This is a genomic window from Bradyrhizobium sp. GW821-FHT13H05, from assembly GCF_058804065.1.
Window position 1 is genome coordinate 196,187 of the sequence record NZ_JBXAPO010000005.1, and the last position, 21,582, is coordinate 217,768.

The 21,582-nt window shown below is 65.0% G+C and carries 17 protein-coding genes; 4 read left to right on the top strand and 13 right to left on the bottom strand.

Annotated features, from left to right (window positions below; genetic code table 11):
- Positions 1 to 23 precede the first annotated feature (23 nt).
- From AC1RR3_RS17650 to pcaF, 6 genes are all read right to left on the bottom strand, one after another.
- The gene (locus AC1RR3_RS17650; RefSeq protein WP_492824387.1) at positions 24 to 1,115 is read right to left on the bottom strand and encodes a phosphotransferase family protein; all 1,092 of its coding nucleotides are present in this window, start codon (positions 1,113 to 1,115) and stop codon (positions 24 to 26) included.
- Positions 1,116 to 1,164: 49 nt separating this feature from the next.
- The gene (locus tag AC1RR3_RS17655; RefSeq protein WP_492824388.1) at positions 1,165 to 2,856 is read right to left on the bottom strand and encodes a methyl-accepting chemotaxis protein; all 1,692 of its coding nucleotides are present in this window, start codon (positions 2,854 to 2,856) and stop codon (positions 1,165 to 1,167) included.
- Between the two features lie 262 nt (positions 2,857 to 3,118).
- Entirely contained in the window at positions 3,119 to 3,721 is a 603-nt protein-coding gene (pcaG, locus tag AC1RR3_RS17660) for a protocatechuate 3,4-dioxygenase subunit alpha (protein WP_492824389.1), read from the bottom strand.
- A 1-nt stretch (position 3,722) separates the two neighbouring features.
- The gene (gene pcaH, locus AC1RR3_RS17665) at positions 3,723 to 4,424 is read right to left on the bottom strand and encodes a protocatechuate 3,4-dioxygenase subunit beta (protein WP_492824390.1); all 702 of its coding nucleotides are present in this window, start codon (positions 4,422 to 4,424) and stop codon (positions 3,723 to 3,725) included.
- A 119-nt stretch (positions 4,425 to 4,543) separates the two neighbouring features.
- The gene (locus tag AC1RR3_RS17670) at positions 4,544 to 5,437 is read right to left on the bottom strand and encodes a dioxygenase family protein (RefSeq protein WP_492824391.1); all 894 of its coding nucleotides are present in this window, start codon (positions 5,435 to 5,437) and stop codon (positions 4,544 to 4,546) included.
- 117 nt (positions 5,438 to 5,554) lie between these two features.
- Positions 5,555 to 6,763, bottom strand: a complete 1,209-nt coding sequence (pcaF, locus tag AC1RR3_RS17675) for a 3-oxoadipyl-CoA thiolase (RefSeq protein WP_492824392.1) — start codon at positions 6,761 to 6,763, stop codon at positions 5,555 to 5,557.
- 227 nt (positions 6,764 to 6,990) lie between these two features.
- On the opposite strand from pcaF, the gene mutS reads away from it, so the two are divergent.
- Positions 6,991 to 9,729, top strand: a complete 2,739-nt coding sequence (mutS, locus tag AC1RR3_RS17680; protein ID WP_492824393.1) for a DNA mismatch repair protein MutS — start codon at positions 6,991 to 6,993, stop codon at positions 9,727 to 9,729.
- 112 nt (positions 9,730 to 9,841) lie between these two features.
- On the opposite strand, the gene AC1RR3_RS17685 is transcribed toward mutS, so the two are convergent.
- The 6 genes from AC1RR3_RS17685 to AC1RR3_RS17710 form a co-directional block, all read right to left on the bottom strand.
- Positions 9,842 to 11,518 carry a methyl-accepting chemotaxis protein gene (locus AC1RR3_RS17685; RefSeq protein WP_492824394.1) on the bottom strand — a complete coding sequence of 559 codons (1,677 nt, stop codon included), beginning with the start codon at positions 11,516 to 11,518 and terminating at the stop codon, positions 9,842 to 9,844.
- Between the two features lie 409 nt (positions 11,519 to 11,927).
- Positions 11,928 to 12,737 (bottom strand): hypothetical protein, encoded by an 810-nt coding sequence (locus AC1RR3_RS17690; protein WP_492824395.1) that lies wholly within the window; start codon positions 12,735 to 12,737, stop codon positions 11,928 to 11,930.
- A gap of 171 nt (positions 12,738 to 12,908) precedes the next feature.
- A complete protein-coding gene (locus tag AC1RR3_RS17695) occupies positions 12,909 to 13,418 on the bottom strand; it encodes an OsmC family protein (protein ID WP_492824396.1) in 510 nt (169 codons plus the stop codon).
- A gap of 54 nt (positions 13,419 to 13,472) precedes the next feature.
- A complete protein-coding gene (locus AC1RR3_RS17700) occupies positions 13,473 to 14,258 on the bottom strand; it encodes an ABC transporter ATP-binding protein (RefSeq protein ID WP_492824397.1) in 786 nt (261 codons plus the stop codon).
- A gap of 4 nt (positions 14,259 to 14,262) precedes the next feature.
- Complete coding sequence (locus tag AC1RR3_RS17705) at positions 14,263 to 15,108, bottom strand: ABC transporter permease (protein ID WP_492824398.1); 846 nt, start codon at positions 15,106 to 15,108, stop codon at positions 14,263 to 14,265.
- Positions 15,109 to 15,257: 149 nt separating this feature from the next.
- Entirely contained in the window at positions 15,258 to 16,229 is a 972-nt protein-coding gene (locus tag AC1RR3_RS17710; RefSeq protein WP_492824399.1) for an aliphatic sulfonate ABC transporter substrate-binding protein, read from the bottom strand.
- 188 nt (positions 16,230 to 16,417) lie between these two features.
- Here AC1RR3_RS17710 and AC1RR3_RS17715 point away from each other — a divergent pair, with 188 nt between their 5' ends.
- Positions 16,418 to 19,207: a [protein-PII] uridylyltransferase gene (locus tag AC1RR3_RS17715; protein WP_492824400.1), complete on the top strand. Its 2,790-nt coding sequence runs from the start codon at positions 16,418 to 16,420 to the stop codon at positions 19,205 to 19,207.
- A 19-nt stretch (positions 19,208 to 19,226) separates the two neighbouring features.
- On the opposite strand, the gene AC1RR3_RS17720 is transcribed toward AC1RR3_RS17715, so the two are convergent.
- Positions 19,227 to 19,757 carry a methylated-DNA--[protein]-cysteine S-methyltransferase gene (locus AC1RR3_RS17720; protein WP_492824401.1) on the bottom strand — a complete coding sequence of 177 codons (531 nt, stop codon included), beginning with the start codon at positions 19,755 to 19,757 and terminating at the stop codon, positions 19,227 to 19,229.
- 98 nt (positions 19,758 to 19,855) lie between these two features.
- Here AC1RR3_RS17720 and AC1RR3_RS17725 point away from each other — a divergent pair, with 98 nt between their 5' ends.
- Complete coding sequence (locus AC1RR3_RS17725; protein WP_492824734.1) at positions 19,856 to 20,212, top strand: DUF1304 domain-containing protein; 357 nt, start codon at positions 19,856 to 19,858, stop codon at positions 20,210 to 20,212.
- Positions 20,213 to 20,346: 134 nt separating this feature from the next.
- Positions 20,347 to 21,573 carry an ABC transporter substrate-binding protein gene (locus AC1RR3_RS17730; protein ID WP_492824402.1) on the top strand — a complete coding sequence of 409 codons (1,227 nt, stop codon included), beginning with the start codon at positions 20,347 to 20,349 and terminating at the stop codon, positions 21,571 to 21,573.
- The last annotated feature ends 9 nt before the right edge of the window (positions 21,574 to 21,582 follow it).

A 21,582-nucleotide genomic window follows, 5' to 3' on the forward strand; every position in this document is an offset into this window, starting at 1 on the left:
CCGCGCCCGGGACAGGAGAGCTTCTACAACAACTCCTCGCAGCCCAGATCCTCGACCGCCATCATCACCCGCTCCAGATTGTTCCACCAGATCCCCGGCGGGAGATTGATGCTCCACTGCCAGACCGGCTTGGTGATGTGCCAGAGCACTGACCAGCGATAGTCCTGGTCGAGCGCGCCGCGCGTGTAACCGGCCACTCCGTGCGCGAGCAGCGTCTCGTGATAGCGATTGAGGAGCGCCCGCTCGAGCGCCTGCCGGCGCTCCGGATACCATTGGATCGCCATCATGTAGGCGAGATCGCTGGTGGGCACATTGATGCCCCACAGGTCGAAATCGAAGATGCGTACGGTGTCGACAATTCCGGCACGAGGCAGCAGGAAATTCCAGGTGTGGGCGTCGCCATGGACGATGCTGACATGACGGCGCGAATGATAGCGCTGCGACAGCCGGGCCGACTGTTCGATGAGACGGCGATAAAGGATGCGTCGTTCCTCACTCAGGCGATCACCGAGCTGATCGGCGAAGCGGTCGTAATGACCGGCGAAGGTCTCCATGCGCGCCACGCTCTCCTCGGTGCTCGCCCAGGTGCCGACGGTCTCGCCGAGGTCAGGATGATCCCACCACCCCGCGTGCATGCGCGCCAGCGCCGTGACGATAGCCATCGCCTGATCGCGTGACGGCGGCAGCGTCGGCACGGTCGCGAGTTCATGGCTATCGGTGAGATCTTCGATCAGGAGATGCCAGGCCCCGCTCTCCTCGTCGAAATGCCCATCGAAGCAGCGCGGCACGAGCCCCGGCGGCATGTTCGGCGCGAGCTGCGTGTAAAAGGCCACTTCGTGCTCGCCACGATCTGCAAGTGTCCCGGCAAAGGCAGCATGCGCCATCTTCAGGATCAGCGATTGCGGCGCACCGGCGGACTCGCCGACATAGCGCAGGCCGAGACGGACGATATGTGACACCACGGTGTCACGCTGATGCAGCACCTTCACCTCGCGCACCGCGCCGGCGTCCAGTACGCCACCCCTGCGCAGCGCAGCTGTCAGTTGGGCGGGCCCAACGACTTCAGGCAGTTGTGGAGGTGTCATGAAATTCACGATGCCCCTGTCCCGCGCCATACTGCACGATCACACCCCGGGGCACCAGCGGCAGGCCTGGCGCCCGGCGCTAAGCCGCGGCGGTCGAGTCCCGCACGGTCCGGACCACGACCGACCGCAGCTGTTCGAGATTGGCCGCCATGCCGGCGATCGCCTGCCTGACCTCGGCGGCGCGCTCGTTCACGGAGGCGGCGTCGCGGCTGACATTGCCGATCTTGGCCGAGACCTCCTTGGCAGCAGTAGCCGATTCGGAGATCGATCGCGTGATCTCCCGCGTCGCGGCGTCCTGCTCTTGCATCGCGGCCGCGACCGAAGTTGCCACGCCGTCGATCTCGACGATGTGGCCCCCCATCGTCTCGACGGCATCGACGGCGGCCTGCGTCGAGGCCTGGATCTCGGCGATCAGCCGCCCGATCTCCTCGGTGGACTTGGCGGTCTGGTCGGACAGTGATTTCACCTCGGCCGCGACCACCGCGAAGCCGCGGCCGGCTTCGCCGGCGCGTGCAGCCTCGATCGTGGCATTGAGCGCCAGGAGGTTGGTCTGGCCGGCGATGCCGCCGATGAGGTCGGAAACTTCGGCGATCTTCTTCACCGATCCGGCCAGCGCCTGGATGGTCGAACGCGCCTGCTCGCGGCCGGCGACCGCCGATTTGGTGACCGTGCTGGTCCGCGCGACCTGGCTCGCGATCTCCCGGATCGAGGCGCTTAGCTCCTGGGCCGCGGCCGAAACGGTTTGCGAACTGCCCAATGCCTGGGTGGATGCGGAGGCAACCGCCTGCGATTCCGCGGACAGCGATCGGGCGATCTCGGACAGGCTGGAGGCAGCGCGCTCCACGCCTTGCGTCGCCGCACTTGCGGTATCGACCGAGCGGCCGGTCTCGCGCTCGACGGTCTCGGCCATCTGGTGCAGGGCACCGCGCTTGGCGAGCGCGGCCTCCTGCTCCTTCTGCAACTGCTCCTCGCGCAGTCGCAAATTCTCGGCCGCCGCCTGCTTGAACACCAGAAGCGCGCCCGCCATCGAGCCGACCTCGTCCTGGCGGTGTGCAAACGGAATGTCGGCGGCGAGATCGCCGGTCGCGAGCTTTTGCATCGTGTCCGTCATGCGCACGATCGGGCGCACGACGCCGAGGGCAACGCCGAGCAGGCCTGCGGCAATGAAGGCCAGGACGGCGGCGGAGACGCCGAGAAGAATATAGAGCATCGCGCTGTCGCGCTCCGCGGCCAGCTTCTCCATGTCGGCATTCTGCTTGTTGGCGCTCTCGACGATGCTGTCGATGACGGCGCGATGCGCGGTGTAGGCGTCCCTGAGCTGCGCATAGGCGCGTTCGGCAGCGGCACTGTCCTTGGCCTTGAGGGCCGGCAGCAGCTGGTCGGTCAAGAGCTTCCAGAACTTCTGCACCTCGGCATCCGACTTCGACACCAGCGCAGTCTTCAGGTCGGCCGAGAGGCTGGAGGCGGTCCAGTAGGCCTTGCGCTCGTCATAGTCCTTGCGGAGCTGGACCAGGCGCTCGCCATGAGCCGCCAGCTGGTCCGGCTCGCGCATGGCCAGCGTCGCTTCGAGATAGGCCTCGATGACATATTCCGGCGGCGGCAGGATGTCCGCGATGAGGTCGTTGCCGAGCTTGATGTCGGAATAGAGCGGTCCGCCGACTTTGAGCTCGCGCAGGGCATAGAGGCTGGTGGAAACGACAGCGGTAAAGCCGATGGCGAGCACGACCCCGAACGCGATAATCGCGGAGGACAACGACAGGCGAATTTTCATGAAATGATCCAGGGCCGCGCCACAACTGCGCCGACACTACCGGAGTGCGGTAAATACGGAATTTCACATGACAGAAATCGCGGAAGAATTGCTCCGCAAAACTACGGGATTCGTGCGCCGGATGATCGGTTTTGCGTCAGCGAAGCTGACGCACAGAAGCAAAGATCGATCGTATCACGCCCGTGATCGACGCAGAATCAGCGTCGATGCGCTACATGAGAAACGCATGCCGGCGACTCAGTATCGCCGGCACGCCCATGCTTCAGACGTCGAAGAACACCGTCTCGTCGTCGCCCTGCAAACGCAGGTCGAGGCGATAGACGGCCTTGCCGGCCTCGCGCACAGCGATCAGCGTGGCGCGGCGCTCGGCGGGCACCAGGGCCAGCACGGGATCGGCGGCGTTGCCGGCCTCGTCGCTGAAATAGATCCGGGTGTAGAGATGCCGCAGCATGCCGCGACCGAACACCGCAACGAGAACGTGCGGTACCTGCGTCTTGCCATCAGGGTCGGGCACCGCGCCCGGCTTGATGGTGTCGAAGGAATAATGGCCGTCCTTGTCGGTGCCGCAGCGGGCGAAACCGCGGAAGCTGGCATTGGGCAGCGCGCGCTTGTCCTGCGGATCGGCAAAGCGGCCTTGCGCATCCGCCTGCCAGATCTCCAGCATCACATCGGGCACGACGACGCCGTCGCCGTCGAACACGCGGCCCTCGATGCGGACACGATCACCGGTGACGTCGGGCGTCAGCGTCGAGTTGGTGAACGCGTCGTTCCAGGCGTAGTCGCCGGTCGGCGTCAGCCCGTATTTGAAGAACGGACCGACGGTCTGCGATGGGGTGATCCCGTCGGGCTTCACAGAATCCTGCACGTTAGTGATTCTCCATGGGCGTGGCGTTCTGGCCGCGCAGCACGATGTCAAAGCGGTAGCACAGCGCCCATTCGGGCTGGGTATTCTCCAAGTCGAACGACGAGACCATCCGCGCGCGCGCCTTCTCGTCCGGCACCGAGTTGAAGATCGGATCGAACGGGAACAGCGGATCGGCCGGGAAGTACATCTGCGTCACGAGGCGCGTGACGAAGGAATGGCCGAACACCGACAGATGAATGTGCGCCGGCCGCCAGGCGTTGTGGTGATTGCCCCAGGGATAGGCGCCGGGCTTGATCGTCACAAAGCGGTAGTAGCCCGCGGCATCGCTCACGGTACGGCCCGCGCCCGTAAAGTTCGGATCCAGCGGCGCCGGATGCTGGTCGCGGACATGGACATAGCGGCCGCAGGAATTGGCCTGCCAGATCTCGACCAGCGAGTTCGGCACGCCGCGGCCGTCCTCGTCGCGGACATGGCCGTGCACGATGATGCGCTCGCCGAGCGGCTCGCCGGTATGCTGGGTGGTGAGATCGGCATCGCCCTCGCGCACGGTCTCGTGGCCGTACACCGGGCCGGTCAGTTCCGACAGCGTGTGGCGCATCGGGATCAAGGGCTTGTTCGGCGCGCGCTTGATCGAGCTCTTGTACTCGGGCGACAGCGGCAACGGATGCGCCTTGTTGCTGTCCGTGGGATAGATGAATGTCATTGGCGAACTCCTCCCCGGCCATTTTGGTCCGGCCGGTCAACACTTCCGCCAATCATTATAGAATATAACTAATCTAGGGAAGCGGGTTTGGCAGGCGTCCTGGGCGCGGCAGGCGCACCCTATTTGATCGGCGGACGCGGCAGCACGGCCTCTCCGGCCTCCAGCCGGTAGGTGTGATCGAGCGAATACCAGGGCGTCGCGACGTCGGGCGCGGTCGGATGCGGCGTATCGTGGCGCAGGAACTTGCCGATCAGCGCCTGCGTCACCCCGAACTGCACGTCGCTGTCGATATGCGGATCGGCGGGGTCGTAGACCTGCGAGATCAGCACCTTGAATCCGGGCTTGAAGATCAAAGCGTGCAGATGCGCGGGGCGATAGGGGTGCCGGCTCTGTGCCTCGAGCAGGCGGCCGACCACGCCATTGGTCGGAATGGGATAGCCAACCATCATCACCGAACGGAAGGCGAAGCATCCATCCTGGTCGGTCGTGAACTTGCCGCGCAGGTTCATGTCGGCCTGCTCAGGATCCTGGTTCTCGTAGAGGCCGACCGGCGAGGCGTGCCAGACGTCAACCTCCGCGCCCGCGACAGGACGGCCGTCCTTGTCCACGACGCGGCCGTTGACGAACAGCGGCGCACCCGGCGTTTCCGACCGCACGATGGAGCCGCCATTCTCGACCCGTGGCGAGTTCAGCCGCCAGAACGGCCCGAGCAGCGACTGATCGGTTTCGGTATTGCCCTGATCGCCGTTGTTGAGCAGGCACACCAGCGGCGATACGCCGAGCGAGCCCGCCATCAGCACGACTTCGTTATGCGTATCGGTTGTCAGCTTGCCGAGCTCGGCCACGATCGCGGTGGCGTCACGGAATTCCTTCTCGGTCAGGCACACGTCGCGCACGAAGGCATGCAGGTGTTTGACCAGGGAGACCATGATCTGGCGCAGCCGCGGATCGGATGTCCGCTCCATCACCGCCAGTGCCGCGGCCGTGACGTCCTGCTCGCGCTCGATGATCATGGCGCCATCCTTCTCCCTGTCATTCCGGGGCAGCCCGCAGGGCTGAACCCGGAATCTCGAGATCCCGGGTTCGGTGCAAGTGCACCGCCCCGGGATGACGAGACGCGCAACGTCTCGTCAGTTCAGCTTCTCGATCGCGACCGCAACACCCTGACCGACGCCGACGCACATGGTGGCGAGCGCGAGCTTGCCGCCGCGCTTCTCCATGCCGTGCACTGCCGTGAGCGCAAGGCGCGCACCGCTCATGCCGAGGGGATGGCCAAGCGCGATGGCGCCGCCATGCGGATTGACGAAATCGGCATCATCGGCGACGCCGAGCTGGCGCATGCAGGCGATGCCCTGCGAGGCGAAGGCTTCATTGAGCTCGATCAGGTCGAAATCGCTGATCTTCTTGCCGAGACGCTCCATCAGCTTGCGGGTCGCCGGCACCGGACCGATGCCCATGATGCGCGGCGGCACGCCGGCCGAGGCGAGGCCGAGGATGCGGGCGCGCGGCGTCAGGCCGTGCTTCTTCACCGCCGCTTCCGAGGCCAGGATCATCGCGGCGGCGCCGTCATTGACGCCGGAGGCGTTGCCAGCCGTCACCGTGCCAGGATTGCGCACGATCGGCTTCAGCTTGGCGAGACCTTCCAGCGTGGTCTCGGGGCGCGGATGCTCGTCCTTGTCGATGGTGATGGGGCCAGCCTTGCCGCCGGGAATCGTGATCGGGATGATCTCTTCGGCGAAATAGCCCGCCGCAATTGCGGCGCCCGCGCGCTGCTGCGAACGGATGGCGAAGGCGTCCTGGTCGGCGCGCGAGACCTGGAATTCCTCGGCGACGTTCTCGCCGGTCTCCGGCATCGCATCGACGCCATACTGCGCCTTGAGCAGCGGATTGATGAAACGCCAGCCGATCGTGGTGTCGAAGATCTCGGCCGAGCGGGAGAACGCTTCCTGCGCCTTGCCCATCACGAAGGGCGCGCGGGTCATGGATTCGACGCCGCCGGCAATCGCAAGCTCGATCTCGCCGGAACGGATGGCGCGGCCGGCAGCGCCGACCGCATCGAGGCCGGAGGCGCACAGCCGGTTCAGGGTCTGGCCGGGAACCGAATCCGGGAGACCTGCAAGCAAGAGCGCCATGCGCGCCACGTTGCGGTTGTCCTCGCCGGCCTGGTTGGCGCAGCCGAAGAAGACTTCGTCCACCTGCGCCCAGTCGAGATTGGGGTGTTTTGCCATCAGCGCCTTGATGGGAGCTGCGGCCAGATCGTCGGCGCGCACCTTGGCGAGAGAACCGCCAAAACGGCCGATCGGGGTCCGCACGGCATCGCAGATAAAGACGTCACGCATCGTTGTTCTCCCTGAATGCCGCGGTTCGGCCAGAATTCTTCCAAAATTCTTGAATGTCGGCGGAGTTTTAGGAGGGCGCCCGCGGCAGGTCAATTGACGGTTTCGCGTGCGATTTGCAGGGGCCCGCCGTCCACCACGCATGCCGCGCTGCGGACAACGTGGAAAACCTCCCCTGTCAGGCCAAACCGGTAGGAGCAGGGTGCGAAATTTTGTAGGTTGCGCCGCCCATGACAATGCAACAGCCGATACCCGTTCCGCCCCCCGATGAAGCGCCCGCGCCGCAGGCCGAAGCCGCCGCACGTGTAACGCCGATGATGGAACAGTACCTTGAGATCAAGGCGGCGCATCAGGGCCTCTTGCTGTTCTACCGGATGGGCGACTTTTACGAGCTGTTCTTCGAGGACGCCGAGATCGCCTCGAAGACGCTCGGCATCGTGCTGACCAAGCGCGGCAAGCATCAGGGCGCGGATATCCCGATGTGCGGCGTGCCGGTCGAGCGCTCCGAGGATTATCTGCACCGCCTGATCTCGGCCGGCCACCGGGTCGCAGTCTGCGAGCAGACCGAGGATCCTGCCGCCGCGAAAGCGCGCGGCAACAAGAGCGTGGTGCGCCGCGGCGTGGTGCGGCTGGTCACGCCGGGCACACTGACCGAGGACACGCTGCTCGACGCGCGCGCCAACAATTACCTGCTGGCGATCGCGCGCGCCCGCGCCTCCGGCGGCGGCGACCGGTTTGGCCTCGCCTGGATCGACATCTCGACCGCCGAATTCGCCGTGCTGGAATGTTCTGGCGGCGAGCTTGCGGCGACGCTGGCACGCATCAACCCGAACGAAGCCATCGTCACTGACGCGCTCTACAGCGACAATGAACTGAGCCAGATCTTGCGCGAACTGCCGGCGGTGACACCGGTGACCCGCGACGTCTTCGACGGTGCGACGGCGGAAAAGCGGCTGTGCGATTATTTTGCGGTTGCGACCATGGACGGGCTGGCACAGCTCACGCGTCTCGAAGCCACCGCTGCGGCCGCCGCCGTCACCTATGTCGACCGCACCCAGGTCGGCAAGCATCCGCCGCTGTCGCCGCCCGCGCGCGAAGCATCGGGCGCGACCATGGCAATCGATCCGGCCACCCGGGCCAATCTCGAATTGACGCGGACGCTCGCCGGCGAACGCCGCGGCTCGCTGCTCGATGCCATCGACTGCACCGTGACTTCGGCGGGCTCGCGCCTGCTCGCCCAGCGGCTCGCCGCGCCGCTGACCGATGCACCGGCGATCGCACGGCGGCTCGACGCGGTCAGCGCCTTCGTTGCCGATTCTGCCGCGCGCGAAGACATCCGCAGCATCTTGCGCGGTGCGCCTGATATATCGCGTGCTTTGGCCCGCCTCTCGGTCGGCCGCGGCGGACCGCGCGACCTCGCCGGCTTGCGCGATGGCATCATCGCCGCCGACCAGGTGCTGGCGCGGCTCGGCGAACTCGACCAGCCGCCGCAGGAAATCGCGGTCGTGATGGCCGCGCTGCAACGTCCGTCGCGCGAGCTCGCGGCGGAATTCGCAAGTGCCCTCGACGACCAACTGCCGCTGATCAAGCGCGACGGCGGCTTCGTTCGCCAGGGCTACGAGCCGGCGCTCGACGAAACGCGAAGCCTGCGCGACGCCTCACGTCTCGTGGTCGCCTCGATGCAGGCGCGCTACGCCGACCAAACCGGCGTGAAGGGCCTCAAGATCCGCCACAACAACGTGCTCGGCTATTTCGTCGAGGTCACCGCGCAGCATGGCGACAAGCTGATGTCGGCGCCACTGAATGCGACCTTCATCCATCGCCAGACGCTGGCGGGCCAGGTCCGCTTCACCACGTCCGAGCTCGGCGAGATCGAAGCCAAGATCGCCAATGCCGGCGACCGCGCGCTCGGACTTGAGCTCGATATCTTCGAGCGGCTCTGCGCCAAGGCGCTGGATATCAGCGACGATTTGCGCGCGGCAGCGCAGGGCTTTGCGCTGCTCGACGTCGCGACATCACTGGCCAAGCTTGCGGTCGACGAGAACTATGTGCGGCCCGAGGTCGATGGTTCGCTCGGCTTCGCCATCGAAGCCGGCCGTCATCCCGTGGTCGAGCAGGCCTTGAAGCGCAACGGCGAGCCGTTCATCGCCAATGCCTGCGATCTCTCGCCAGGACCCGCGCAGAAATCCGGCCAGCTCTGGCTGCTGACCGGCCCCAACATGGCCGGTAAATCGACCTTCCTGCGCCAGAACGCGCTGATTGCGTTGCTGGCGCAGATCGGCAGCTTCGTGCCGGCCACGCGCGCGCGGATCGGCATCATCGACCGCCTGTTCTCGCGCGTCGGCGCCGCCGACGATCTGGCGCGCGGCCGCTCGACCTTCATGGTGGAGATGGTCGAGACGGCTGCGATCCTCAACCAGGCCGGCGAGCGTGCGCTCGTGATCCTCGACGAGATCGGCCGCGGCACCGCCACCTTCGACGGCCTCTCCATCGCCTGGGCCGCGATCGAGCATCTGCACGAGAGCAACCGCTGCCGCACGCTGTTCGCGACGCATTATCACGAGTTGACCGCGCTCTCGGCAAAGCTGCCGCGGATGTTCAATGCCACGGTGCGGGTGAAGGAGTGGCAGGGCAATGTCGTGTTCCTGCACGAGGTGCTGCCGGGCTCGGCCGACCGCTCCTACGGCATCCAGGTCGCCAAGCTCGCCGGCCTGCCGCCGGCCGTGATCACGCGCGCCAAATCCGTGCTGGCGAAGCTGGAAGCACAAGATCGCGGCCAGACCGCACGTGCTCTCGCCGACGATCTGCCGTTGTTCGCCGTGCCCTCGCGCGCCGCCGCGGAGGCCGCCCCGCCGAGCGAGGCGGAGCTGCTGATGGAGGCGGTGAAGGCGCTGCATCCCGACGAGATGTCCCCGCGCGAAGCGCTGGATGCACTCTATGCATTGAAGGCCAGGCTGCCGAAGCAGTGACGGTCTGTAGGGTGGGTAAGCCGAAGGCGCAACCCACCACTTCTGTCACCGCAAAAACTAAAGTGGTGGGTTACGCTATCGCTGACCCACCCTACGCTTCCGAGCGCTTGGCTTACGCCCTTGCCGCAATCGCTGCCGCTTCCGCGGCCGCGCGCTGCATGCTGTTCGACATCTCGTTCGTGACCGTGCTCTGCTCCTCGACGGCGGCGGCCGTCGACGTCACATATTCGCTGACGCTGTTGATCGCCTGCTTGATCGAGCCGAGCGCGCTGACGACGTCGCCGGAGATGCCGTTGAGGCTGCCGATCTCCGCGCCGATCTTGTCGGTCGCCTGCTTGGCCTGGTTGGCGAGGCTCTTCACTTCGGAGGCAACCACGGCAAAGCCTCGGCCGGCTTCGCCGGCTCGGGCGGATTCGATTGTGGCGTTGAGCGCAAGCAGGTTGATCTGCCCGGTAATGCTGTTGATCATCTCGACGATGCCGCTCATTGCCTGCGCGGCTTCGGTGAGGCGCTGCGCCTGGGCGTCGGCGGTAGCGACCTGATCCACCGCGCTCATCGCGGTCTCGCGCGACTTTGTCATGGCCTCGGAGATCTCCCGCACCGAGGCGTTGAGCTCCTCTGATCCGGCGGCAACCGATTCCATCATGCCGCGGACGCGCTCATTGCCCATGCGGACGAGCACCTGCCGCGTGGTGTCGGTGGCATATTTCACGACCTTGAACGGCTTGCCGTTGAGATCGAGAATCGGATTGTAGGAGGCCTGGATGTAGACCTCCTTGCCGCCCTTGCCGATGCGCTTGTACTCGGCGGCCTGGTACTGGCCGCGATTGAGCGCGGCCCAGAACTCGCGATAGGCCGCGCCGTCGCGCTCGGCAGGCTCGACGAACATGCTGTGATGATGGCCCTTGATCTCGGCAAGCGAATAGCCGAGCGCGCCGAGGAAGTTGGCATTGGCGGTGATGATCGTGCCGTCCATGTTGAACTCGATCACAGCCTGCGCCTTGTCGATCGCCGCGATCTGACCGGCGAGATCGGCGTTCTTCAGCTTCTCGGCGGTGATGTCGGTGGCGAACTTGGCGACGCCGAACGGCTTGCCGTTCTCGTCGAGCAGCGGATTGTAGGAGGCGAGGATCCAGACCTCGCGGCCGCCCTTGCCGATGCGCTTGAATTCGCCGGACTGGTATTCGCCGCGGTTGAGCGCGGCCCAGAACTCGCGATAGGAACCGTCGTCGCGCTCGGCCTGGGCCACGAACAGGCTGTGATGCTTGCCCTGGATCTCGGCGAGCGAATAGCCGAGCGCCTTGCAGAAATTCTCGTTGGCGTTGACGATGGTGCCGTCGAGCTTGAACTCGATCACGGCCTGGGCGCGGCTGATGGCGGACACCTTGGAGGCCTCCGTCATGGCATGGATCTTCTTCGCGGTGATGTCGGTCGCGATCTTCACGACCTTGACCGGCTTGCCGGCATGGTCGAGCACCGGATTGTAGGACGCCTCGATCCAGACCTCGCGGCCGCCCTTGGCAATCCGCTTGAATTCGGCAGCCTGCGGCTCGCCGCGGTTGAGCTGTGCCCAGAACGCCTTGTACTCCGCGCCGTCGCGCTGATCGGCCGGCATGAACATGGCGTGCTTCTTCCCCTTGATCTCGTCGAGGGAGTAGCCGAGCGCCTTCAGGAAGTTCTGGTTGGCCGACAGAATCGTGCCATCCATCGCGAACTCGATCATGGCCTGCGAGCGACCGATGGCGGCGAGCTGTGCGTCCGCATCACTGCGGGAGTTGCGACCGAACATGAAAGACTCTCCATTCGAAATAACACCGATGGGAACGCGCCCGCCGGAACAAAGGGGATGTGACCGCGCGGCAGCGATGCCGCATTCCAATCGGTGGTTCCCGCAGGTCCGATCGCTTGATGTGAGTCCCCAAAACTGGGCGCGGACGGTATCGGAAGCGGGTATGCAATTTAATTCGTAAGGGAAAAGCTCGAACAAAGTTCTAATAGAATGATCGGAAAACTGCAGTATTCGCGCAGTTCCGCCGGAGTCAGGCTCCGCCGATCTCGGCTACATGGCTTGAAATGATGCTTCTCATTCAAAGGCTTGGAACGGCGATGCGTTCGTCATCGGTGTGGAACGGCGTCTCGGCGATATCTTTTTTTTGCGATGCCATGTCGCGTTGGCCGCAGTCCCACGGCCCTTCGTCTCACAGCTCCTGTCGCGCCTTGTGCAGCGCACGCCGGCCGATCCCCCACAGCGTCAGATTCCAGGTGACACAGGTGCCGAGCGCAAGACACAAACCGACGGCGGAACCGAACTGCACCACTGCAACGTGCATGACGGCGATCGCCATGCCGAATCCGAGCAGGCCCCAGGCGGAGTTGGCGAGCAAGGCGGCTGTCGGTGGACCACCGATGCGCGGATGCAGGATCACCATCATGCTGGAGAACACCACCGGATACAGCGCGATGATGCCGCTGATGCGGGGACCGACCCAGCCCGAGGTCGAAACCACGATGGCGACGAGGGTCGCGACCAGCGTGGCGCGCATCGGCACGTCGTACCAGCGGCGCGCCACCAGCGGCATCTTCACGTGGCGATAGCCTGCGAGTAGCGGAATGCAGATGCCGAATGCGATCAAATTGGCGGCGAGCCCGGCATTGAGCGACCAGTCGAACTGACGGATGATCGACGCAATCGCGATCCAGACCGCGAAGGCGCTTCCGCAACTCACCACGAGATTGTGCCGCTGCGACAGCACGACATAGGTGAGGCACATGAAGATGGTCGCCGCATTCACCGGCAGGCTCGCCAGCGCGCCCTGCGCGATGAACGCGGCGTCATGGTCGATCGCGAGGAAGGCGTAGGACGGACCGGCGGAGACCGGCAGGGTTGCGATCAGTGCGCCGATTACCGGACCCGAGCGTTCGGTGATGATCGATGCTGTCACGACGAACGCCGCCGCGATCGCCATGCGCAGGAGGAGGAAGAGGATGAAGTGGAGGTCGAGGGACATTTTTTTGATTTGCCGTCCCGGATAGACGAAGCGCAGATCCGGGACCCATAACCACAGGCTTCGCTGTGTTGGACGGTGGTGGTTGTCAGTATCGCAAGACAATCGGCATCTGGGGTAATGGGCCCTGGCTTTCGCCAGGACGACACCGATTGCTGGGCTGCGGCCTTCGCCTCACATCCGCTGCATCGACACCGAGACCTTCGGGCCGTTCTTGATGGTCTGATAGACCACGCAATAGCGCTCGGTGAGCTTGAGCAGCAGATCGAGCTTGTCCTGCGGCGCCGGCGTGTCGACCTCGAAACGCAGGCGGATCTCGGCGAAGCCGACCGGGGTCTCCTTGTCGACGCCGAGCGTGCCGCGGAAATCGAGATCGCCTTCGGCGTAGACGTTGCCGGTCTTGAGCGGCACCTCGATCGCGGTCGCGACCGATTTCAGCGTGACGCCGGCGCAGGCAACCAACGCTTCAAGCAGCATGTCGCCGGAGCAAAGCTCGAGGCCGGAGCCGCCGGTCGCGGGATGCAGGCCAGCCGTTGCGATGGCGCGGCCGGTCTCGACCTTGCAGGCGATGCCTTCGCTGTCGGTCGAGCCCTTGGCCTTCAGCGTGATCATCGCGGTCTTGGGATCGGTCTTGTAGCGCTCCTTGATCGGGGCCTGCATCTGGCGCAGTTCGTCGGCGTCCATCTCGTTCTCTCCCGGAAAAATTGTCCCTCGATGTACCGGCTCAGAGCGAAAATGTCACCACCACATGGTCTGACCGGGACCCTGGGTTGCGTCACGGTCGGGCACGCTGCGGTCGAGCGAACGGTCGAGTGATGTCAGCACACTTCGCTTGAAATTCTCGAACAGGGGCGAGTTGCGGTCGCGTGGCCGGCCCAGATTGATCCCGATCTGGTCGAACAGCCGGCCCGGCCGCGGCCGCATCACCAGCACACGGTCGGCCAGCACCACGGCCTCGTCGACGTCATGTGTGACGAGGATGAGCGTCGGCCGCGTATCGGCCCAGAGGTCGAGCAGATGGTCCTGGAGGTCGCGGCGGGTGAAAGCGTCGAGCGCGGAGAAGGGTTCGTCGAGCAAGAGCACTTCAGGCTGCGGCACCAGCGCGCGCGCGATCGCGACGCGCTGCGCCTGCCCGCCGGAGAGCTCGCGCGGCCAGGCCTGCGCCTTGTCGGCGAGCCCGACGCGATCGAGCGCACGCGTCACCTTCTCGCGCCGCTCGGTCGCGGGCAGATCGGCGAGGCCAAAGCCGATATTGTCGGCGACACTGAGCCAGGGCAAAAGCCGCGGCTCCTGGAAGATGATGCCGATTTTTGCGTGCGGCGAATTGATCGCCTCGCTGTCGAGCGTCACCGTGCCGGAGCTGGCGCGATCGAGTCCGGCGATGGCGCGGAGCAGCGTGGACTTGCCACAGCCGGAGCCGCCGATGATGGCGACGATCTCGCCCTGCCTGATCTCGGCCGAGAAGCGTGCCAGCGCCTCAACGCCATTGGGATAGGTCTTGCTGACCCGGTCGAGCGCCAGCATCGCTTCAGTTTCCCTTTGCGCGCCCGAAGGCGTCCTGCCAGCGCAGGAAGGGCGCCGACCCAACCTCGATCAGCCAGTCGGTGAGCTTGCCGAGGATCGCGAAGATCACGATGGCGGCGAGGATCTGCGCGGGCTTGCCGAGCTGCTGGCCGTCGAGCAGGAGATAGCCGAGGCCTTCGGAGGCGCCGATCAGCTCAGCCGCCACCACGAACATCCAGCCGAGACCGAGACCGACGCGCAAGGACACGACATAGGCCGGCAGTACCGCGGGCAGCAGGATGCGGCGGATCATCGCCGGGCCGGAGAGGCGGAAGGTGCGGCCGACCTCGACGATCTTGCGATCGACGATGAGGATTGCGCCCATCACACCCAAATAGACCGGAAAGAACACACCGACGGCGATCAGCGCGATCTTCGACGTCTCGAAGATGCCGAGCCAGAGGATGAACAGCGGCACCCAGGCGAGCGAAGGAATCGCGCGCAGCGCCTGCACGGTCGGATCGAGCAGCCGCCGCGCCAACGACCAATAGCCGGAGATCGCACCCAGCAGCGTGCCCGCGACCACGCCGAACGCGAAGCCGAGACCGACGCGCCACAGCGTCGCGGCGATGTGCCGGACCAGTTCGCCGGAGCGGGCGAGATCAGTGATGGTGGCAAAGACGCGCGAGGGCGGCGGCACCAGCCGGCCGTTGGACCAGCCGGACCAGACCACGAGCTCCCAGCCGAGCGCGAGGATCAGCGGCAGCAGCAGCCCCAGCACCGGCCGCGCATAGCGCACGACGCGCGAGGGCACAGCGGCGCTCTCGGCTGTATCGGAGGATTGTTGCAGGACTGGCGCGTCGGAGATCATGGCCGGTAGGAAGCGCGTCTCACGCCGGAATGCAAGGGCGCGCCTCCTTCCACAGGCGTAGCCCGGATGGAGCGCAGCACAATCCGGGGCCGTGCCGCGTAAAAAGAATCCCGGATTTCGCTGCGCTCCATCCGGGCCACAGTTCTACGCTAATTCGTCGGCAGCGGAACCTGATCGTCGATCAGGGCATCGAGCGTCGCCTTCACGTCGACCTTGGCGTCGACGACGCCGGCCTGTTGCAGCGCGAGGCCTGCGGCGAGGATCGAGTCGCGCTGGGGCGCGCCGATGCGGCTGTGGGTGAGCTCGGTGCGCTCCTTGAGCTGCTTGTCGACGACGGCCTCGGGCAGCTTGGTCACGGCGATGAAGGTCTTCTTGAGATCATCGTAATTCGCCAGCGAATATTTTCGCGCTTCCTCGTACACCGCGAGCACGCGGCGCGCAGCGTCCGGATAGTCCTTCAAGAACTGCTCGCGCACATTGAGGATGCCCCAAGTGTTGGCATCGGCCTTGCGGTAGAACAGTTGTGCACCCTCCTCGACCTCGGCCTGGGCCATCATCGGATCGAGCCCGGCCCAGGCATCGACGTCACCGCGGATCAGCGCGGTCTTGCCGTCGGCGTGCTGGAGCAGCACCGGCGTGATATCCTTCTCGGTCAGGCCGGCACCAAGCAGCGCACGCACCAGGAAGATGTGCGGATCGGTGCCGCGCGTCACGGCGACGCGCTTGCCCTTGAGATCGGCAACGCTTGCGATCTTGGAGTCTTTGCCTATCACCAGCGCGGTCCATTCGGGCCGCGAATAGACGTAGATCGACTTGATCGGGTTGCCGTTGATCTTCGCCACCAGCGCCGCCGAGCCCGCGGTCGAGCCGAAATCGATCGAGCCGGCGTTGAGGAATTCGAGCGCCTTGTTGGATCCGGCCGACTGCACCCAGGTGATGGTGATGCCGTCCTTGGCGAACTCCTTCTCCAGCAGCCCCTTCTGCTTCAGGACCATCGACACCGGATTGTAGGTCGCCCAGTCGATGCGGATTTCCTTGAGCGGATCCGCCGCCCGCGCCGCAGGGGTCAGCGCGAGCGCGACGGCTCCCGCCAGCAGAATGCGTCGTGTAATCCCGACCATACCCAGCCTCCTCCAAAACTTCATTGTTTTTCAATGAGTTATATCTAGAGGTCAACGAGAAAATCCCACCCTTGAAAGGGCGCCGGCCGAGAACAGATTTGCTCAAAGCCGGCGTTTTCCAGCATGGAACGACTATTGCCCGAGAATGGCGGGTGACAGCGCCTGTCACCTCTTATATCCGGTGAGACATGGACAGCGTCGCGACTGAGCACAAGCCAGAGGTGGACGATCGCTTCGACACCGCGCGGATCACCGCCGCGGTCGATGCGCTTGCCGAAAAGCATGAGGGCCGCGAGGACGCGTTCCGCACCGCCATGGCGCAACTGCTCAAGGCCGAGCTGATCGCGGCGCGCGCCGGGGCGCAGGCAATCCTGCTGAAGGACCGCCACGGGCGGCGCTGCGCCGAGCGGCTGTGCCATGTGCAGGACGAGATCATCCGCATCCTCTATTCGGCCGCGACGCGTCATCTCTATCGCTCGCCGATCCCGAGCGGCGCCGAGCGCATGGCGGTGGTGGCGACCGGCGGCTATGGCCGCGGCCTGATGGCCCCGGAGTCCGACATCGATCTGTTGTTCATTCTGCCCTACAAGCAGACCGCCTGGGGCGAGCAGGTCGCCGAAGCCATCCTCTATTGCCTCTGGGACATGGGCCTGAAGGTCGGCCACGCCACGCGCTCGGTCGATGAATCGATCCGCCAGGCACGCGGCGACATGACCATCCGCACCGCGATTTTGGAGACGCGCTTTCTCACCGGCGACCAGCCGCTCTATGACGAGCTGGTCGATCGCTTCGACAAGGAAGTGGTGCAGGGCACCGCGTCCGAATTCGTCACCGCAAAGCTCGCCGAGCGCGAAGAACGTCATCGCCGCGGCGGCCAGTCGCGCTATCTGGTCGAACCCAACGTCAAGGACGGCAAGGGCGCGCTGCGCGATCTTCATACGCTGTTCTGGATCGCCAAATACGTCTACCGCGTCCGCGACACCGACGAGCTGGTCGAGCGCGGCGTGTTCGACGCGCAGGAATACCGCACCTTCCGCCGCTGCGCCGATTTCCTCTGGTCGGTGCGCTGCAATCTGCATTTCTACTCCGGACGGCCTGAGGAGCGCCTCTCCTTCGACCTCCAGCGCGAGATCGCGATCCGGCTCGGCTACACCTCGCATCCCGGCATGCAGGATGTCGAACGCTTCATGAAGCACTACTTCCTGGTCGCCAAGGAAGTCGGCAACCTCACCGCCATCCTCTGCGCCAAGCTCGAGGACCAGCAGGCCAAGCCCGCGCCGGTGCTGAGCCGGATGATGGCGCGGCTGCGCCCCACCCCGGTGAAGCGGCGCGTGCCTGACAGCGACGACTTCATCGTCGACAACAACCGCATCAACGTCGCCGCGCCCGACGTCTTCAAGCACGATCCGGTCAACCTGATCCGCATCTTCCGCCTCGCGCAGAAGAACAACCTCGCCTTCCATCCGGACGCGATGCGCGACGTGACGCGCTCGCTCGGCCTGATCAACGCGGGCTTGCGCGAAAATCCGGAAGCAAACCGGCTATTCATGGAGATCCTGACCTCCGACAATGCCGAGATCGTGCTGCGGCGGATGAACGAGACCGGCGTGCTCGGCCATTTCATCCGCGCCTTCGGCAAGATCGTCTCGATGATGCAGTTCAACATGTATCATCACTACACCGTGGACGAGCACCTGATCCGCTGTGTCGGCTTCCTCCAGGACATCGAGCGCGGCGGGCTCGACGAATTCGCGGTGGCCAGCGACCTCATGCGCAAGATCCGCCCCGAGCATCGCTCGGTGATCTACATCGCAACGCTCCTGCACGACGTCGCCAAGGGCCGGCCGGAAGATCACTCGATCGCGGGCGCCAAGGTGGCGCGCCGGCTCTGCCCGCGGCTCGGCTTCAGCCCTGCCGACACCGAGCTCGTGGCCTGGCTGATCGAGGAACATTTGACGATGTCCACGGTCGCGCAGTCGCGCGACCTCTCCGACCGCAAGACCATCGAGAATTTCGCCGCCGTGGTGCAGTCGACCGAGCAGATGAAGCTGCTGACGATCCTGACCACCGCCGACATCCGCGGCGTCGGCCCCGGCGTGTGGAACGGCTGGAAGGCGCAGCTGCTGCGCTCGCTGTACTACGAGACCGAGCCGGTGCTGACCGGCGGCTTCTCGGAGGTCGATCGCGGCAAGCGCCTTGCGGCCGCCTACGGCGAATTCCGCAACGCCTTCGCCGAATGGCCAGCGGACGAGCTCGATGCCTATATCGGGCGGCATTATCCGGCCTATTGGCTCAAGGTCGAGCTGCCGCGAAAGATCCGCCATGCCCGCTTCGTCCGCTCCAGCGAGCAGGCCGGCCACAAGCTCGCGATCAATGTCGGCTTCGACGAGGTGCGCGGCGTCACCGAGCTCACGATCTTCGCCGCCGACCATCCCTGGTTGCTGTCGATCATCGCAGGGGCCTGTGCCTCGGCCGGCGCCAACATCGTCGACGCCCAGATCTACACCACGACCGACGGCCGCGCGCTCGACACGATCTCGATCTCAAGGGAATACGACCGCGACGAGGACGAGGGACGGCGCGCAACGCGCATCGGCGAGATGATCGAGGACGTGCTGGAAGGCAAGCTGCGCCTGCCGGAGGTGGTGGCCCGGCGCACCGTGCGCAGCAAGGCACGGCCCTTCGTGATCGAGCCGGAAGTGACCATCAACAACCAATGGTCCGACCGCTACACCGTGATCGAGGTCTCCGGCCTCGACCGCCCCGGCCTGCTCTACGAGCTGACCACCGCGATCTCAAAACTCAACCTCAACATTGCGTCAGCCCATGTCGCGACCTTCGGCGAGCGCGCCCGCGACGTGTTCTACGTCACCGACCTCCTGGGCGCACAGATCAACGCGCCGACGCGGCAATCCGCGATCAAGAGTGCGTTGACCCATGTGATGGCCGGCGACAAGGCGGTCGCACCGGCGGCGTGAGGGTCGGCGCGTTACGTCGCTAAACCTCCACCCCCTCATGCCGCAGCAGCCACCTCTTCCGCTCCAACCCACCGCCGTACTTCACCAGCGAACCGTCCGCGCCGATCAGGCGGTGGCACGGCAGCACCACGCTGATCGGATTGGAGCCATTGGCATGGCCGACGGCACGCACGGCTTTGGGCATGTCGATCCTTGCGGCCAGCGCGCCGTAGCTCAGCGTGGTGCCGGCGGGGATTTGCACCAGCGCGGTCCAGACCTTTTGCTGGAACGGCGTGCCGGCGATACGCCAGGCGATGGCCGAGAGCTGGCCGAGATCGCCGGCGAAATAGCCCGATAGCGCCGCCCGCGTGCTGGCCGGCGCAGGCCGGTCACTCAGATCCACCGCGCCGTATTGCAGGCGCAACAGCTCGCGCATGCGGTGCTCGTAGTCTTCCCAGTCGAGCGCGCGCAGATTGCCGTCGGCATCGGTCACGAGCAGCGCGATCCCGATCGGCGTCGCCACACGATCGAGACCGAGGCGCTGCGACGTGTTGGTTGATGGACCGGCCATTGCGACACCATTGCATCGGAACACGGATCGCATGTGCCATGCCGGATGTGCTACCGTCCACCCGAAAGCTGACGCTTTTGGGGGAGCTCAACTTGATCATGATCGCCAATGTCCTGGTGGCGCTGGTCGCCGTCCTGCATATCCTGTTCCTGATTCTCGAGATGTTTCTCTGGGACAAGCCGCTCGGCCTGAAGATATTTCACAATACGCCGGAGAAAGCCGAGATCACGAAAGTGCTGGCCGCCAATCAGGGTCTCTATAATGGCTTCCTGGTCGCCGGCCTGATCTGGGGCTTGTTCCAGGGCAACCCGGCCTTCGCGTTCCAGATCAAGGTTTTCTTCCTGATCTGCGTGACCGTGGCCGGCGCCTATGGCGCCGCCACTGTGAGCCGGACCATCCTGCTCGTGCAGGCCCTGCCGGCGGTGGCCGCACTGATTGCGCTGTTTCTCACCTGAGACGCGACGGCGCAGCACCGCGCGCCTTGCGCGGCGGCTGCCCTTCCTTCACAATCTTCGGCAGCGATGGCGACCGTTGCAATCAACGGGAAAAGACCATCGACCGGAAATTCCGTCAGGAGGAACATCCCAAGATGAACAATCGCAGAGCTATCATAGCTGCCACGGCGGCGCTCACCTTCGCATTCTCCGCCAGCCAGGCCCTCGCGCAGAAGAAATACGACACCGGCGCGAGCGACACCGAGATCAAGATCGGCCAGACCGTGCCGTTCTCCGGCGCCTATTCCGTCTACGCGAATATCGGCAAGACGCAGGCCGCCTACTTCAAGATGATCAACGATCAGGGCGGCATCAACGGCCGCAAGATCAATCTGATCCAGTATGACGACGCCTATTCGCCGCCGAAGACGGTCGAGCAGGTGCGCAAGCTCGTCGAGGGCGACGAGGTGCTGTTCACCTTCCAGCTGATCGGCACCGCGGCCAACGCCGCCGTGCAGAAATATCTCAACGGCAAGAAGATCCCGCAGCTGCTCGCCTCCACCGGCGCAGCGCGCTTCAACGACCCGCAGAACTATCCCTGGACCATCGCCTACAATCCCAACTACATCTCCGAAGGGCGCATCTACGCGAAGTACATTCTCAAGGAGTATCCGAACGCCAAGATTGGCGTGCTCTACCAGAATGACGACATGGGCCGCGATTATCTCGCAGGCCTCAAGAGCGGCCTCGGCGACAAGGCCGCCAGCATGATCGTCGGCGAGGTCTCCTACGAGGTCACCGACCCGACGGTGGATTCGCAGGTGGTCAAGCTGAAGTCGATGGGCGTCGATCTGTTCTATGACGCCTCGACGCCGAAATTCGCGGCGCAGGCGATCAAGAAGCTCGCCGACCTCGGCTGGACCCCGGTGCACATCCTGGACATCAACGCGAGCCCGGTGTCGGCGACGCTGAAGCCGGCCGGCCTCGACATCTCCAAAGGGATCATCTCGACCAATTACGGCAAGGATCCCGGCGACCCCCAGTGGAAGGACGATGCCGGCGTGAAGGGTTTCTTCGCGTTCATGGACAAGTATTTCCCCGAGGGTGACAAGCTCAACACCGTCAACACCTATGCCTATTCGGTGGCTGAGCTACTGACGCAGGTGCTGAAGCAATGCGGCGACGACCTGTCGCGTGAGAACGTCATGAAGCAGGTCGCCAACGTCAAGGCCTACACGCCGAGCCTCGCGCTGCCTGGCATGTCCATCACGACAGGCCCGAACGACTATCGCGTCAACAAGCAGATGCAGATGATGAAGTTCAACGGCGAACGCTGGGAGCTGTTCGGACCGATCATCGAGGACACGGGACCGTCGGGTTAGTTCTCGAAG

Bases quoted from the DNA above. Each gene is read 5' to 3' on its own strand.
- AC1RR3_RS17650 (WP_492824387.1), bottom strand. From the start codon at position 1,115: ATGGCGCGGGACAGGGGCATCGTGAATTTCATGACACCTCCACAACTG.
- AC1RR3_RS17655 (WP_492824388.1), bottom strand. From the start codon at position 2,856: ATGAAAATTCGCCTGTCGTTGTCCTCCGCGATTATCGCGTTCGGGGTC.
- pcaH (WP_492824390.1), bottom strand. From the start codon at position 4,424: ATGACATTCATCTATCCCACGGACAGCAACAAGGCGCATCCGTTGCCG.
- AC1RR3_RS17670 (WP_492824391.1), bottom strand. From the start codon at position 5,437: ATGATCATCGAGCGCGAGCAGGACGTCACGGCCGCGGCACTGGCGGTG.
- pcaF (WP_492824392.1), bottom strand. From the start codon at position 6,763: ATGCGTGACGTCTTTATCTGCGATGCCGTGCGGACCCCGATCGGCCGT.
- mutS (WP_492824393.1), top strand. From the start codon at position 6,991: ATGACAATGCAACAGCCGATACCCGTTCCGCCCCCCGATGAAGCGCCC.
- AC1RR3_RS17685 (WP_492824394.1), bottom strand. From the start codon at position 11,518: ATGTTCGGTCGCAACTCCCGCAGTGATGCGGACGCACAGCTCGCCGCC.
- AC1RR3_RS17690 (WP_492824395.1), bottom strand. From the start codon at position 12,737: ATGTCCCTCGACCTCCACTTCATCCTCTTCCTCCTCCTGCGCATGGCG.
- AC1RR3_RS17695 (WP_492824396.1), bottom strand. From the start codon at position 13,418: ATGGACGCCGACGAACTGCGCCAGATGCAGGCCCCGATCAAGGAGCGC.
- AC1RR3_RS17700 (WP_492824397.1), bottom strand. From the start codon at position 14,258: ATGCTGGCGCTCGACCGGGTCAGCAAGACCTATCCCAATGGCGTTGAG.
- AC1RR3_RS17705 (WP_492824398.1), bottom strand. From the start codon at position 15,108: ATGATCTCCGACGCGCCAGTCCTGCAACAATCCTCCGATACAGCCGAG.
- AC1RR3_RS17710 (WP_492824399.1), bottom strand. From the start codon at position 16,229: ATGGTCGGGATTACACGACGCATTCTGCTGGCGGGAGCCGTCGCGCTC.
- AC1RR3_RS17715 (WP_492824400.1), top strand. From the start codon at position 16,418: ATGGACAGCGTCGCGACTGAGCACAAGCCAGAGGTGGACGATCGCTTC.
- AC1RR3_RS17720 (WP_492824401.1), bottom strand. From the start codon at position 19,757: ATGGCCGGTCCATCAACCAACACGTCGCAGCGCCTCGGTCTCGATCGT.
- AC1RR3_RS17725 (WP_492824734.1), top strand. From the start codon at position 19,856: ATGATCGCCAATGTCCTGGTGGCGCTGGTCGCCGTCCTGCATATCCTG.
- AC1RR3_RS17730 (WP_492824402.1), top strand. From the start codon at position 20,347: ATGAACAATCGCAGAGCTATCATAGCTGCCACGGCGGCGCTCACCTTC.